This is a genomic window from Pseudomonas sp. F2, from assembly GCF_057174385.1.
This window is the reverse complement of sequence record NZ_CM169904.1, coordinates 1,319,735-1,334,459: the sequence shown is the minus strand read 5'-3', so window position 1 is coordinate 1,334,459 and position 14,725 is coordinate 1,319,735. Positions and strand designations below refer to the sequence as shown.

The following is a 14,725-nucleotide window of genomic DNA, read 5'->3' as shown; positions in this document are numbered from 1 at the left end:
AGACCCTCTTCGCGAGCAGGCTCGCGCCCACAGTAGTTTGCGTCGATCACAAAAACCCATGTGGGAGCGAGCTTGCTCGCGAAAGCGGTTTATCTGTCGCAATAAATTTCAAGGCGTAAAGGATATACGCCCTCACCCGTCCCTGAGTAAAACCCTTACACAATTTCACACAGCGCCTACAAAGCTTCACCGCTACCCTCGGCGTCTGGCCTTAGGATGCGGGCTTCAATATTGGGGGTGGTACATGTCGAAAAAACTTCTGGCCGGGCTCGGCCTGATCGCTGTTGCGTCGTTGCTGAGCGCCTGTGATTCGTCTTCGAAGGCCGAAGAAGAAGCGCCGCCGGCCACCGTGCGTATCGAAACCATCGAAACCCGCCCCCTGTCGATCAGCAGTGAACTGAGCGGGCGCATCGCCGCACCGCGCATCGCCGAAGTGCGGGCTCGGGTGGCTGGCGTGGTCCTGCAACGCACGTTCCGAGAAGGCAGCGACGTGAAAAAGGGCGACGTGCTGTTTCGCATCGACCCGGCACCGTTCAAGGCTGATCTGGACAGCGCCGAAGCCGCGCTGCGCAAGGCCGAGGCCAACGCCTTTCAGGCAAAATTGCAAGAGCAGCGCTACGCGCAGTTGATCGACGACAAGGCCATCAGCGCTCAGGACTACGACAACGCCCGCGCCAATGCCCGGCAAACCGCCGCCGACGTGGCCGCCAATAAAGCCGCAGTAGAGCGTGCGAAGCTGAGCCTCGGCTACGCCACCGTCACCGCGCCGATTTCCGGCCGCGTCGGCCGCGCGCTGGTTACCGAAGGCGCGCTGGTCGGGCAGAACGAAACCACGCCACTGGCGCTGATCCAGCAGCTCAACCCGATCTACGCCGACCTTACCCAGTCGACCCGTGAACTCAACGAACTGCGCCGCGCATTCCGTTCCGGGCAGTTGCAGGCAGTCGGTCAGGATCAGGTCAAGGCCACACTGATTCAGGATGACGGCAGTCTCTATCCGTTACCGGGCAAGTTGCTGTTCAGCGACATCACGGTCGACCCGGGCACTGGCCAGATCATCCTGCGCAGCGAGTTCCCCAATCCCGATCTCGACCTGTTGCCGGGCAGTTTCATTCGCGTACGCCTGCAACAAGCGACCGTGCAGAACGGCATCACCGTACCGCAACGTGCGGTGCAGCGTGACAGCGCAGGTATCGCTCAGGTGCTGACTGTCGACCAGCAGATGCGCGTGGCGCAGCAACCGGTGCAACTGGGCGCAGTGCAAAACGACCGCTGGATCGTCACCGGCGGCCTCAAGCCCGGCGACCGTATTGTCATCGAAGGCCTGCAACACGCCCGTCCCGGCGAAAAAGTGCAGATTGACGACACCCCTCTTCCCCTTGCCCAGACTTCTGGTCAGTAAGCAGGACGCTCTTCTATGCCGCAGTTCTTTATCGACCGTCCGGTGTTCGCCTGGGTCGTCGCCCTGTTCATCCTGTTGGCCGGTGCGCTGGCCATCCCGCAATTGCCGGTGGCGCAGTACCCCGACGTCGCGCCGCCACAAATCGAAATCTATGCGGTGTACCCCGGTGCCTCGGCGCAAACCGTCGATGAAAGCGTGGTCAGCCTGATCGAAGAAGAGCTCAACGGCGCCGATCACCTGCTGTACTTCGAATCGCAGAGCAGCCTCGGCAGCGCGACGATCAAGGCCACCTTCCAGCCGGGCACCAACCCGGAACTGGCGCAGGTGGATGTGCAGAACCGCCTCAAAGTGGTCGAGTCGCGCCTGCCGCAGGCGGTCAATCAGCAAGGCCTGCAGGTGGAGAAAGTCTCCGCCGGCTTCCTGCTGCTGATCACCCTGACCTCCAGCGACGGCAAACTCGATGACGTAGCGCTCAGCGATTACCTGGCGCGCAACGTGATGAACGAAATCAAACGCATCGACGGCGTCGGCAAGGCCCAACTGTACGGCGCTGAACGCGCGATGCGGATCTGGATCGATCCGCAGAAGCTGATCGGTTTCAACCTGACCCCGGCCGACGTCAACGCCGCCATCGTCGCGCAGAACGCCCAGGTCTCGGCGGGCAGCATCGGCGATTTACCCAATCCGTCTACGCAGGAAATCACCGCGACCATTCTGGTCAAGGGGCAGCTGTCGACGCCGGAAGAGTTCGCCGACATCGTGCTCAAGGCCAACCCCGATGGTTCTACCGTACGCATCGGCGATGTGGCGCGGGTCGAGATCGGCAGTCAGGAATACCAGTTCGGCACGCGCCTGAACGGCAAGCCGTCCACCGCCGTTGGCGTGCAACTGGCGCCGGGGGCCAATGCGCTGGCGACCGCCACGTTGATCCGGGCGAAGATGGACGAGTTGTCGCGCTACTTCCCGGCGGGCGTCGAATACAAGATTCCGTACGACACCTCGCCGTTCGTCAAAGTCTCGATCACCAAAGTGGTCTACACCCTCGGCGAGGCGATGCTGCTGGTGTTCGCGGTGATGTTCCTGTTCCTGCAGAACATCCGCTATACGCTCATCCCGACGCTGGTGGTGCCGGTGGCGCTGATGGGCACCTTCGCGACCATGCTCGCGCTGGGTTTCTCGATCAACGTGCTGACCATGTTCGGCATGGTGCTGGCCATCGGCATTCTGGTGGACGACGCCATCGTGGTGGTGGAGAACGTTGAACGGATCATGGCCACCGAAGGCCTGTCGCCGAAAGAGGCGACGCGCAAGGCGATGACCCAGATCACCGGAGCGATCATCGGCATCACGCTGGTGCTGGTGGCGGTGTTCATTCCGATGGCATTCATGCAGGGTTCGGTGGGCGTGATTTACCGGCAGTTCTCGCTGTCGATGGCGACGTCGATCCTGTTCTCGGCGTTCCTGGCCCTGACGCTGACGCCTGCCTTGTGCGCCACGCTCCTCAAGCCGATTGCCAAGGGCGAGCATCATGAAAAGAGCGGTTTCTTCGGTTGGTTCAATCGCCGCTTCGAGCAACTGACCGATCGCTATCAAGGCTGGGTCGGTTACGCGCTGAAGCGCAGCGGACGTTATCTGTTGATCTATGGCGTGCTGCTGATCGGCATGGGACTGTGCTTCGCGCGGCTGCCCTCTTCGTTCCTGCCAGTCGAGGACCAGGGTTACACCATCACCGACATTCAATTGCCGCCGGGCGCGAGCAAGAACCGTACGGTGCAGGTGGTCGAGCAGATCGAGGCGCACAACGCCAGTGAACCGGGGGTGGGCGACAGCACGGTGATTCTCGGCTTCAGTTTCTCCGGTAGCGGTCAGAACGCGGCGCTTGCATTTACCACCCTCAAGGACTGGTCTGAACGCGGCAGCGATGATTCGGCTACTTCCATTGCTGATCGCGCCAACATCGCCCTGAGCCAGATCAAGGACGCCATCGCGTTTGCAGTGTTGCCGCCACCGGTCGACGGCCTCGGCACATCCAGTGGCTTCGAGTTCCGCCTGCAGGATCGCGGCGGTCTCGGTCACGCGACGTTGATGCAGGCGCGTACCGAATTGCTCGCCGCCGCCGAAAAAAGCCCGGTGCTGATGAACGTGCGCGAAAGCGCGCTGGCCGAAGCGCCGCAGGTGCAACTGGAAGTGGACCGCAAGCAGGCCAACGCGCTGGGTGTGTCGTTCGCCGACATCGGTAACGTACTGTCCACTGCCGTCGGTTCTTCGTACATCAACGACTTCCCCAATCAGGGGCGCATGCAGCGGGTGGTGGTCCAGGCTGAAGGCGATCAGCGTAGTCAGGTCGATGATCTGCTGAAAATGCACGTGCGCAATAACGCCGGGCACATGGTGCCGCTGTCGGCTTTCGTCCAGGCGAACTGGACCCAAGGCCCGGCGCAACTGACCCGTTACAACGGTTACCCGGCGATTGCGATTTCTGGCGAACCGTCACCGGGGCACAGTACCGGTGAAGCGATGGCGGAGATTGAACGACTGGTCGCCCAAGGGCCGAAAGGCCTGGGTCAGGAATGGACCGGTCTGTCGTTGCAGGAGCGTTTGTCCGGCAGCCAGGCACCGATTCTGCTCGGTCTGTCGCTGCTGATCGTGTTCCTGTGCCTGGCGGCGTTGTATGAGAGCTGGTCGATTCCGACTTCCGTGCTGCTGGTGGTGCCGCTCGGTGTGCTTGGCGCAGTGCTGGCGGTGACTTTGCGCGGGATGCCCAACGACGTGTTCTTCAAGGTCGGCCTGATCACCATCATCGGCCTGTCGGCGAAGAACGCGATCCTGATCATCGAGTTTGCCAAGAGCCTGTACGACGAAGGTCACGATCTGATTGACGCCACGTTGCAAGCGGCGCGTCTGCGGTTACGGCCGATTGTCATGACGTCGCTGGCGTTCATTCTGGGCGTGGTGCCGTTGGCGATTGCCACGGGCGCGAGTTCGGCGAGTCAGCAGGCGATTGGTACCGGAGTAATTGGCGGGATGATTACCGCGACTTTGGCGGTGATCTTTGTGCCGGTGTTTTTTGTGGTTGTGGTGAAAGCCGTAACCCGATGGGCCGGAAAAAAATGATGCTTCACTATAAGACGGTCGGCTTTTACACCTGTCAACATTGACAGGTTCGCCGATGGCCTGAGGCGTTGAGGCTAGCTCCTGTCACGTTTCACTTCGCGGTTTGACTTGAATCAAGAGCTGCTCATGTCGAATGTCAAGGGCAATGCAGATGGCAACCGCTGATGTCGATGGTCTGAAGCCGCCAGTGAAGGGAAGCTACGGATTCGAGTCTGGTCAGGGCAGTGTTCGTGGAAAGACTCGCCGTTGGTATCGACCCTTTTTACCGAGCGATTCGAGGGACAGTCACTTTTTTCAAGCTCCCTGCTGTCGGCTCAGACAAGGGGCAGATTGAAGCCGAATTCGAGTTCCAGGGGCAGAACGGGGATCCTCTTCCGGAAATCGTGACGGTCTCCAAAGGCAAGCTTCATATCCAAAACCGATGCTTTTATGCGCCAGTCCATCTGAAACGAAAAAACCTTGAACCTCTGTCAAAGCTGACAAAGGTTCAAGGTTTTTTTGTTCGCCCTCCTGCCACCTGCCAGAACCCACACCCATGCTATGGTTTGCTCGACACCGTCAACACAGAGCCTGCCATGCGCTTCCTCGCCCGCACCCACCCTCGCCTCTCTGCCGCCGCCTTGTTAGGCCTTGCCGCAGGCCTCCTGGCCCCAGCGGAATCCGTCATCAGCAAAATCCTCATCGGCTGGAACGCCGGGGTCTGGACTTACCTGATCCTGATGCTTTGGCTGACCATCCGCGCCAAAGCGCCGGACGTCAAACGTATTGCCGAAGTCGAGGATGAAAATGCCGGGCTGGTGCTGTTTGTCGTCTGCATCGCGGCGTTGGCGAGCCTGGCGACCATTACCGTCGAGCTGGCTGGCAGCAAGGATCTGGAAGCCACCCGTAAACTCCTGCACTACGGTTTTACCACGCTGACGGTCATCGGCTCGTGGCTGCTGATCGGGGTGATTTTCTGCGTTCACTATGCCCGGCTGTTTTACACCTGGGACGGCAAGGAGCCGGCGCTGCGATTTGCCGAAGGTCTGACGACGCCCAACTACTGGGACTTTCTGTACTTCTCGTTCACCATCGGCGTGGCTGTGCAGACGGCGGATGTCGGCGTGGCAACGCGGGAGATTCGAAAGATCGTGCTGGCACAGTCGCTGATCGGTTTCGTATTCAATACGGCGATTCTGGGTTTCTCGATCAACATCGCCGCCGGATTGTTCGGCTGAGCGCAAAAAAACGCCCCGACATCTCTGCACGGGGCGTTGTTGTTTCAGCGCATCAGAAGAAATAACTGACTCGCAGGCTGCCACTCCAGTCCTGGTTGACAGTATTGCCCTTGCTGCCGCCAACCTGGCCCGAAACCTGCCAGTTGCGTTGTGCCGGCGTCCACTTCAGACCCGCTCCATATTCAACCCCGCTGCTGGCGCGATCATCATCGAAGCTGTCGTCGTTGATCTTGATCCGGTTGGCTTTGACGAACTCATGGTTGGCACCCAAAGACAGGCTCGGCTCCAACAGACTGCCGTTTTCAAGCGCAATGACTCGCCCCCCCCTTACACCGACATTGCCCTGAAGCGAACGCATGGTGTCGGCTTCGACTTCAAGACCGTTGTCCAACCGATAGCTGTCGCTCTGGGTCACACCGGTCGATACCCGGACCTGCGGCTCGACAAACCAGTTGTCCTTCAGGCGAATATGCTTGCCGACCGCCACCGAACCGCTGGCGCCCAGAGCCTTGTAATCGCCCTTAGCCCGCGTGCCATCGCTCATGGTGACCTTGGCCTTGTTGTCGAACTGATTGACCTTGGCCATGACGTTGACGAACACGCCGCTTTCAACATCGTAGGTGCTGCCGTAGACGCCGACGTTCAGACTGTCGACCGTCGCGCTGGAGCCGTATTTGAGATCCATGTTGGTACGGCTGGAACCTACAAAACCACCGATCACCCAAGGGCGACCGCCGATGTCCACGGTGGTATCGGCACCACCAGTGACGCCGTTCTGGTTCTGGGTGTAGCCGTCGCCGTAGGCATTTTTGACGTTGTACTGGTTGCCATAAGTGCGTACCCAGACGCTGTTGCTCAGCTTGGTGGTATCACTGTCACTCGCCGCGCGAAGCGCAGCATCGGGGCGGATACTCAGACCACGATCGCCGATCTGGTCGCTAAGCATGTTCATTTCGGCGTTCAGCACGCTGCGGGCACTGCCGGCCAAAGCCAGCGCGGTGTTGGCCGAGGTGCTGACAGTTTCCTTGTCCGGGGTGAGGTACAAGCCCTGCCCCTCCTGCTTCAATCGGTAAACGAATGTGCCGGCATCCACTGTGTCCTTGTTGGCCAGCGCAAAAGCAGCAGTGCCGGCGGCAATGTTGCCGACTTGCACCGGTTCTGCAGTAACCGGCGTCGTGCCCGTGGCAGAAACCAGCAATTGATGCTGACCGCTTGCGGTGCCGGTCACGTTCAGGAAGTCGGTACTGCCTGTTCCCAGGTCGGTGCCCATCACGAAGGTGCCGTTACCTGTGAGATTGCCGACGTTCAGTCGCTGAAATTGCTCGTTGGTGCCCATTTGCACGACACCATTGTTCATGCCCAGTTGCTGCACGGTGCTGTCGTCGGTCATGACCCATCGCGCAGCATTGTTGATGGTCAGGTTAGCCGAGTTATTGATCTGGCCGGTGAGTACCGAACTGTTATCCAGCAGCACACTGCCGTTGGCATCGCTGGTGACGTTACCGGTCAGCGTGCTGCCATTGTTCAGCGACAGGCTGGCGACATTGTCGACGTTACCGTTGATGGCTGAGCCATTGTCCAGGCTGACAGTGGCCGCGGTTCCCGCCACGGCTTCTACGTTGCCGTTCAAGGTAGCGCCGGTGTCGAACCGGGACCGGGTGACATTCTGCAGATTGCCGTTGAGCGTGGCGCCGTTCTGCATCAGCAGTGCAACCGTACTGCCGGTCTCGGCATTCACATCACCTGCCAGGGTACTGCCATCGACATTGAAGTTGGCGGTGGAGCGGTTGATCGCCTTCAAAACCGAGCCATCGCCGCCGATCAGTTCAGAGTTGCCACTGACATTGATGTTGGCGACAGTCCCGGCCCTGGCGGAGGAACCCAGCACGATAGCTGACCCGGTTCCACCGTTCACGCGAGTATTGTCGAGCGTCACGGTACTGGCGTTGACGCCTTCCGAGTCAGTCACGATTTGCAACCCGTCCTTCGCGCCAGTGATCGTGCTGCCCGTCGCTGAAAGTGTTGCGCCGCCCAATTGCACGCCGTAACTGGTAGCGCCCGTGCCGACGACAGTGGAGTCTGTAAGGTTCAGCACGGCAAAACCTACCGCGTTTACACCGCCAGTCACGCCGGTGACGACACTGTTACCCGAAACGGTGGCGGAGGAAGAGGCTGGCGTGTTGATGTTTCGTCCCAGCAGAAGCCCGAAACTGTTGGTACTGGTAATCGTCGAGTTGTTGATCGTTGCATTGCTGTTGAGCAGTTGAATGGCTCCCCGGCCCGCCGCGCTATTGACCGTGGCGCCGGTCATATTCAACGAGGAGGTGTTGGCATCGATACGCCGGCTCTGGCCACCGTTGAAAACGACATTGGCATTTTGTGAAGCGATGGTCAGCGCTGTCGCGTTGTTGACGGTCAACGTTCCCCCCTCGGACACCACCCAGGCTTCCGGTGCAGGTGGATTGGTGACCACTTCACTTTCGCCCGGCAACAGGGTTCGGCTGTAGGCCTCGGGAGAGGCGATCAACGCCGCTGCCATCATCAGTCTGATAGTGTTCGAGTGTTTTGGAAGAAAAAAAATGGACATGGGTACTCCTCAAACCTGCACGATTACAGAAACTGTTTTTTGGCAGTGTTGAAAGCTCCCACCCAAAAAACGTCCGACAGCCTAATGAGAAAACCGAATGTTTAATGTAGGAATAGTCCTTATATGAGTGACGATTTGTCCTTCAGAAGTGAAGACATTCAGGATATTTCCCTCCTTGATATCGGTAGAAATCGCGAGAGAGACCGTCAGATCCCTCTCGCGGTGCAAACAACATCCACTCTGTTAATCAACACAGCGTTAAGCAGGAGCCACTGTCAGATCGCAATACTGGAAGCTGCTATTGATGGTATCCAGAGGTTTGATGATCGGATTTGACGATTGCGTACCGCCAGCAGCCGTATACCAGTACTTCCCATACGCAATGACACCTCGCTTCGGCTGTGCAGCCTTGAAGTTTGTGGCAGTACCTACACCTGCAACGTCAGGCACATCGGCAGCCTTGATGGTGTACGGTTTCGAGTCCGCCGTACCGTTAATCAACTGTGTACCTGCAGCATCCGAGTACGCTTCAAAGTGTGCGGTAATAATGGTGCCTGGCGGTAATAACGGGTCTTTTGTGATATTCAGCCCCATCACATAATTACTCGTAGGGCTGATCATCGCGAAGCACTCGATATAGTCGCGAGTTGCTGGTTTGCGGACATTGACCGTTGGAGGCGGCAGCACGATCGGGATCTGGTTGACTACCACTGTTTGAGGCAAGGATTTATTGATGTTCTTACCCAGTCCCGTGATTTCGATCGTGTAGCGGGCCGTATCGCTTGGTGGTTTCAACTTTGCCATTTCACTTGCCGGGATAGGAACAGAAAAACTCGACACAGGCCTAAACGGACTAAATGTTTCAAAAGGTACTGTAGCGTTACCCAAGTAACACTTGACCTCATGCTCCGGCAGAATGTCCGGATCGTTCAGGGCGTTTGCCACTGTAAATGTGCCTGGTTTGTCACGATCAGTGGCCGCCACAACGTTTGCAACACCGGAAGCCCCCGTCACAACCGGTAGTTGGAGATCCGCGTTCTCCAGATCAGGTGGATTCGTAGGTATTACACCCGCGACACGCGAGTCAAAAGTAAAGGTTGCAATCGGTGATTCGGCATCAGGCGAAAGACCGGCACGCACTATTACGGAGTTGATATTAATGTCGACAGGGCTATCGGGATCAGCAAACAGCGGATGTATATTTTTGAAGTCAATGCTGTAAGTCAAATTACCGTTAGCCCATGGCTGTTTCGCAGTCTCGAAAGAAACAATGACATCGCTGGCTTTAGTAAGCACCAGAGAGATTTGATCCCCCGGCTCCGCGTCTTGAATTGTCGAGTTTTCGACGATAGCCGTAAGCGCGATGGGGGCCGGAGGTGTAGTCGTGCTGAGAAAATCTTCCCAGTAAAGCGTCGTGGTGTAACTTGGATCAGTCTTCGGCACCAATGGGGCTTTATTGATCGATGGTGCTAATGGTAATTTCAATGTCAGCAAGGGTGCAGAAACAGATTCCTGGCCTTGATTACCGATCCAGTCGGTCCATTCATAAATCCAATTGACGCGCCCGTTAGGGAATACAAGCAACTCGGTGCTAGGAAAACTGAACTTACCCGTCGCATCGACAGTTCCATTGAAGACCTCAACTCTTTGCGAACCGGAAACAAGCCAGACTCTTAAATTGTCATCGACCCTGCGCCCGAAATACCCGACGTTAACCGTACCCTCCACATCTTGATTCGAGTTTATCCAAGTGGAATCAACCGTCTTTTGTGCATCCGCAGGACCGTTGTCAAAACTTGGAGCGGGCGTTGGCTTGATTTTTTTGGGAGGGTTTTTTGTATCGACCGGCGCGAGTTGGTCAACGATAAACTCCACTTGGCCGTCATCGAAATTACCGCCCCCCTCTTTGTAGTACCTGACCAGCAGCTCCCAAACAGTCGGGCCTGGGGATGTCGCCTTTTCCTTAAACAGATTCGCGTCCAAGTCCAACGGGATAGGCGAGACAGGTCGACCAGCGATAGGGCCAAGCACCGCGTCATCCGGGTAATCAATCCAGGTCACTTCGCCTTTTTCACGATATTTGAATCCAACTTCATCATCATCATGTTCATCATCGGGGCGAGCCAGGTTGATCATCAATTTACCGGAATCCATCATGGCCTTCTTGATAAAACCACCCGCCAGCGTATCAATTGTTATAGTCAAGTTAAGAACCCCACCACCTGACAAAACAGAAACCGGGCGTTGTTTTCTAGGTACAAATGTAATTCCCATTGTCGTCTCTCCTTGCGAGTTCAGGCCGGAAGGGCCAGTTGTACCAGGTGTTATTCGATCGATTTTCACCAATCCTTTTTCTGATTCAGCAACGAGCCTGCTGCCATCAAACACCTGACAAATAAAAGCAGCGGAGCCATAATTTCCCAACGAACTTATATAGATTGGAAATGGCACTTCATGCATAAAGCCATTTATTATTTCTGTATCGGAAAGCGTTCTCCTCCATTGACCAAAAGCTTCTTCCACTTCCGTACCACTTCCGTTGATTGACTGGTATCCCCTCCAGGTAATCACTGCAACATATCCCGACAGCGCAATGTTAAGCAGGGAAGGAATTTTTACAGCACCGCCACTTGTCAATGGAGGAATTTTGTCGTTATTCCAGTACCCCCAGGTTGTTGCACCCACCGGCGAAGGTTCCGAAAAGGTTAAAGGCAGCGTGTGATTAATGGTCAGTTTACGGAGTGGAGATAAATCCGGATTACCTCCACCTCTCTTCCATAAATTGTAATAAACATGCGCAACACCATTAGTTGCCATTTGTTGAGGCGTCAAAGGCACATAAACAAAAGAATCAATAATTCCCGCTGGATATTCATTATCAAAAATAAGTGTTTCTACTGAGTTTTGTACCCAGAACACCATCAGTTGATCTTTGGGTCCCGTGTCATCCGGGCGAGGTATTTTGATTTGAGTACCAGCCAGCAGGATATCTCTGGGAATATGTCCGTCCAGATCATTGTCATCAACACCTTCAACTGAAAGAGGTGCGGCAAATATGCCGTTTGAAGGACTGTTTCTGGAAAAATCAGCTGAACTCATGATTCAAATCCACCACATTAATCGGGGTTCCGTTTGTGAAATCCCCTGCTGATCCGTTGGTCAAATTAGGCGCTTCTGTATGTCTTTCTCCAACTGTCAGATCTGACAGGTGCAGCTACCGCCTGTCGGAAACGGCGGACCTTTTTTCCAATCAGCCCCCACCCTTCACTTGACGCAGCCAAGGAATCTGGTGTTACCTGAAACCGGTTTCAGACAATAAGAAGACTCAACCGTGAACGATTTCTCCGCCGCCCAGCGCAGCCGCGTGACCATGCTTGATGTCGCCGAACACGCCGGCGTGTCCAAGGCCAGCGTCTCGCGCTTTATCGGCGATGACCGTGCCCTGCTCTCCGATACCATTGCCCAGCGCATCGAGCAGTCGATTGCCGAACTCGGCTATCGCCCCAATCAAATGGCCCGTGGTTTGAAACGCGGCCGGACCCGCCTGATCGGCATGCTGGTGGCCGATATCCGCAACCCTTATTCAATTGCCGTGATGCACGGGGTGGAAACCGCCTGCCGGCGGCACGGCTACAGCCTGGTGGTGTGCAACACCGACCGTGATGACGAGCAGGAACGTCAGCACCTGGCGCTGTTGCGCTCGTACAACATCGAAGGGCTGATCGTGAATACCCTCGGCCATCACCGTGACGAACTCCACGAGCTGCACCGCGAGATGCCGTTGGTACTGGTGGACCGCAAAGTGGAAGGCCTGGACAGCGATATGGTCGGGCTGAACAACCCACAAGCTATCGAGATGGCGCTGGAGCATCTTCAACATCGTGGCTATCGCGACGTGCTGATGGTGACCGAACCGTATGACGGCACCAGTTCGCGGATCGAGCGGGTCAGCAGTTTTCAGGCGCAGATTGCCCAGCGCTCCGGGCTGACCGGGGCAGTGCAGGAAACCAGCGACGCGCTCGTCACTGATCTACAAACATTTTTAAACACCAAGGCTACCGGCCCCAAAGCACTGTTTTGCGCCAATGGCGTGGCGGCGCTGGCCTGCACGCTGGCCTTGCGCGAAATCGGGTGTCGGCTATTCGAAGATCTCGGGTTGATTGCCCTGGATGATCTGGATTGGTACCCGTTGGTGGGCAGCGGAATTACCGCCCTCGCCCAGCCGACGGCCGAGATCGGTGCGCGGGCGTTTGAGTGTTTGCTCAAGCGTTTGCGGGGGGATGTTGAGGTGACCCGCAGGCTGGATTTTGCGCCGGTGCTGGTTGAGCGCGGGTCTACCCGAGGGAATGGTGGTGTTTGAGCTGACGCGTTCGCTGGCAAGCCAGCTCCCACAGGGTTTTGTGGTGTCAATGCAATCTATCCCATACCCCGGAACATTGTGGGAGCTGGCTTGCCAGCGATGCGGCCCGAAAGGCCATCACAGAACCACCTGATATTTTTTTGCACAAAAATGAAACCGGTTTCAGAGGCAGATAACAATGAATAAACCCGCCGTTTCCATCAGCCTGTCCAGCTACGGCGCCGAGCTTGTGCGCCAACGCGGGCAAGATTTCTTCATCGACGTGCTGGCCGCCGCCGGTGCCAATCGCATCGAATGGCGCGAAGAGTTGCTGACCCGCGAAGTGCCTGCACAACTGCAGGCCGCCACCCAGGCGCAGGGTCTGCAAAGCATCTATTCGTCGCCGACCGAACTATGGCTCGCCGGTCAGGCGCGGCCCAATCCCGAACTGATCAACGCCCTGCAACACGCCCGGGCGTTTGGCTCGAAATGGCTGAAAGTCTCCCTCGGCTACTTCACCGACAACTGTGATCTGCAGGCGCTGCAGCAACTGCTGGGCAACACCCCAGTGCAGTTGCTGGTGGAAAACGACCAGACCTTGCAGGGCGGCCGCATCGAGCCGTTCCAGCGTTTTTTCGCGGCGGTCGAGCAGCATGATTTGCCGATCAAGATGACCTTCGACATCGGCAACTGGCAGTGGCAGGACCAGTCCGCCGCTAACGCCGCACGTCTGCTTGGACGGCATGTCGGCTACGTGCACTGCAAAGCTGTGGCCCGGCGCGCCGACGGCAAACTGGTGGCGGTGCCGCCCGCCGTCAGCGATCTGCATTTGTGGGAACAACTGCTGCGCCACATGGCCCAAGGCGTTATGCGCGCCGCCGAATACCCGTTGCAGGGCGAAGATCTGGTGGCACTGACCACCGAACACGTCGCCGCCCTCGCCCGCCTTGGTCAATCGCGTCTGGAGCCTGCCCATGTCTGAGATCGATATTCTGTCGTTCGGTGAAACCATGGCGATGCTGGTCGCCGAGCAGACCGGTGATCTGGCGGCGGTCGAACATTTTCACAAACGCATTGCCGGCGCCGACAGCAATGTGGCGATCGGCTTGTCGCGCCTGGGTTTCAATGTGGCGTGGCTGAGCCGGGTCGGCGCCGATTCCCTCGGCCGGTTCGTGGTCCAGACCTTGATCGAGGAAGGTCTGGATTGCAGTCACGTCGCGGTCGATGACCAGCACCCGACCGGTTTCCAGTTCAAATCCCGTAACGACGATGGCAGCGACCCACAGGTCGAGTATTTCCGCCGTGGCTCCGCGGCCAGTCGTCTGTCCGTACAGTCGATCACCGATACCTTGCTCAGCGCCCGTCACCTGCACGCCACCGGGATTCCACCGGCACTGTCAGCCAGCGCTCGGGAAATGTCGTTCGAACTGATGACTCGCATGCGCCATGCCGGGCGCAGCGTGTCGTTCGACCCGAACCTGCGCCCAAGCCTGTGGGCCAGCGAACGGGAGATGATCCGCGAAATCAACCGCCTCGCCGCCCTCGCCCACTGGGTACTGCCGGGTTTGAGCGAAGGTCGCTTGCTGACCGGGTTCGAAGACCCGGCGGACATTGCCGCGTTCTATCTCGATCACGGCGCTGAAGCCGTGGCGATCAAGCTTGGCCCGCAGGGCGCCTATTACCGCACGCAACTGGATCAGGGGTTTGTCGCCGGAGTACCGGTGGCCAACGTAGTCGACACGGTGGGTGCCGGTGATGGCTTTGCCGTCGGCATGATCAGTGCCCTGCTTGAGCATCAGAGTTTTGCCGAGGCGGTGCAACGCGCCAACTGGATTGGCAGTCGGGCGGTGCAGAGTCGCGGGGATATGGAGGGGTTGCCGACCCGGTCCGAGCTCATCGCTGAATTCCAGTCCGCCATCGCTGGCAAGCCAGCTGCCACAGGGTTCGGCGGTGGGAATGCAATAGTCGACTTACCCGAGATACCTGTGGGAGCTGGCTTGCCAGCGATGAGGCCCGCTCAGACAACCCATTAATTGAACCTGCTGCGACAAAAACAACAAGCTCAG

At 57.6% G+C, this 14,725-nt stretch carries 8 protein-coding genes; 6 read left to right on the top strand and 2 right to left on the bottom strand.

All coding sequences use genetic code 11. The annotated features are described in order from the left end of the window. The first annotated feature begins 244 nt into the window (after nucleotides 1-244). From AC193Q_RS05785 to AC193Q_RS05775, 3 genes are all read left to right on the top strand, one after another. Nucleotides 245-1,402: an efflux RND transporter periplasmic adaptor subunit gene (locus AC193Q_RS05785; RefSeq protein ID WP_121185355.1), complete on the top strand. Its 1,158-nt coding sequence runs from the start codon at nucleotides 245-247 to the stop codon at nucleotides 1,400-1,402. Nucleotides 1,403-1,417: 15 nt separating this feature from the next. Next, on the top strand, nucleotides 1,418-4,516 hold the full coding sequence (locus tag AC193Q_RS05780; RefSeq protein WP_483879285.1) for a multidrug efflux RND transporter permease subunit: 3,099 nt from the start codon (nucleotides 1,418-1,420) through the stop codon (nucleotides 4,514-4,516). A gap of 575 nt (nucleotides 4,517-5,091) precedes the next feature. Continuing rightward, a complete protein-coding gene (locus AC193Q_RS05775) occupies nucleotides 5,092-5,733 on the top strand; it encodes a DUF1345 domain-containing protein (protein WP_095666623.1) in 642 nt (213 codons plus the stop codon). Between the two features lie 52 nt (nucleotides 5,734-5,785). Here AC193Q_RS05775 and AC193Q_RS05770 read toward each other — a convergent pair whose 3' ends face one another. Further along, the gene (locus tag AC193Q_RS05770; protein ID WP_483879284.1) at nucleotides 5,786-8,320 is read right to left on the bottom strand and encodes an autotransporter outer membrane beta-barrel domain-containing protein; all 2,535 of its coding nucleotides are present in this window, start codon (nucleotides 8,318-8,320) and stop codon (nucleotides 5,786-5,788) included. A gap of 258 nt (nucleotides 8,321-8,578) precedes the next feature. Next, nucleotides 8,579-11,419, bottom strand: coding sequence for a hypothetical protein (locus AC193Q_RS05765; protein WP_483879283.1), 2,841 nt, complete (start codon nucleotides 11,417-11,419; stop codon nucleotides 8,579-8,581). A gap of 232 nt (nucleotides 11,420-11,651) precedes the next feature. Here AC193Q_RS05765 and AC193Q_RS05760 point away from each other — a divergent pair, with 232 nt between their 5' ends. The 3 genes from AC193Q_RS05760 (at nucleotide 11,652) to AC193Q_RS05750 (ending at nucleotide 14,692) form a co-directional block, all read left to right on the top strand. After that, a complete protein-coding gene (locus tag AC193Q_RS05760) occupies nucleotides 11,652-12,680 on the top strand; it encodes a LacI family DNA-binding transcriptional regulator (RefSeq protein ID WP_121185351.1) in 1,029 nt (342 codons plus the stop codon). A gap of 178 nt (nucleotides 12,681-12,858) precedes the next feature. Continuing rightward, on the top strand, nucleotides 12,859-13,641 hold the full coding sequence (locus AC193Q_RS05755) for an AP endonuclease (RefSeq protein ID WP_047294289.1): 783 nt from the start codon (nucleotides 12,859-12,861) through the stop codon (nucleotides 13,639-13,641). Then, nucleotides 13,634-14,692 (top strand): sugar kinase, encoded by a 1,059-nt coding sequence (locus AC193Q_RS05750; protein ID WP_121185349.1) that lies wholly within the window; start codon nucleotides 13,634-13,636, stop codon nucleotides 14,690-14,692. Before AC193Q_RS05755 ends, AC193Q_RS05750 begins: the two co-directional genes overlap by 8 nt. Nucleotides 14,693-14,725 lie beyond the last annotated feature (33 nt).

Coding starts and splice junctions, on each gene's coding strand:
- AC193Q_RS05785 (WP_121185355.1), top strand. CDS start 245: ATGTCGAAAAAACTTCTGGCCGGGCTCGGCCTGATCGCTGTTGCGTCG.
- AC193Q_RS05780 (WP_483879285.1), top strand. CDS start 1,418: ATGCCGCAGTTCTTTATCGACCGTCCGGTGTTCGCCTGGGTCGTCGCC.
- AC193Q_RS05775 (WP_095666623.1), top strand. CDS start 5,092: ATGCGCTTCCTCGCCCGCACCCACCCTCGCCTCTCTGCCGCCGCCTTG.
- AC193Q_RS05770 (WP_483879284.1), bottom strand. CDS start 8,320: ATGTCCATTTTTTTTCTTCCAAAACACTCGAACACTATCAGACTGATG.
- AC193Q_RS05765 (WP_483879283.1), bottom strand. CDS start 11,419: ATGAGTTCAGCTGATTTTTCCAGAAACAGTCCTTCAAACGGCATATTT.
- AC193Q_RS05755 (WP_047294289.1), top strand. CDS start 12,859: ATGAATAAACCCGCCGTTTCCATCAGCCTGTCCAGCTACGGCGCCGAG.
- AC193Q_RS05750 (WP_121185349.1), top strand. CDS start 13,634: ATGTCTGAGATCGATATTCTGTCGTTCGGTGAAACCATGGCGATGCTG.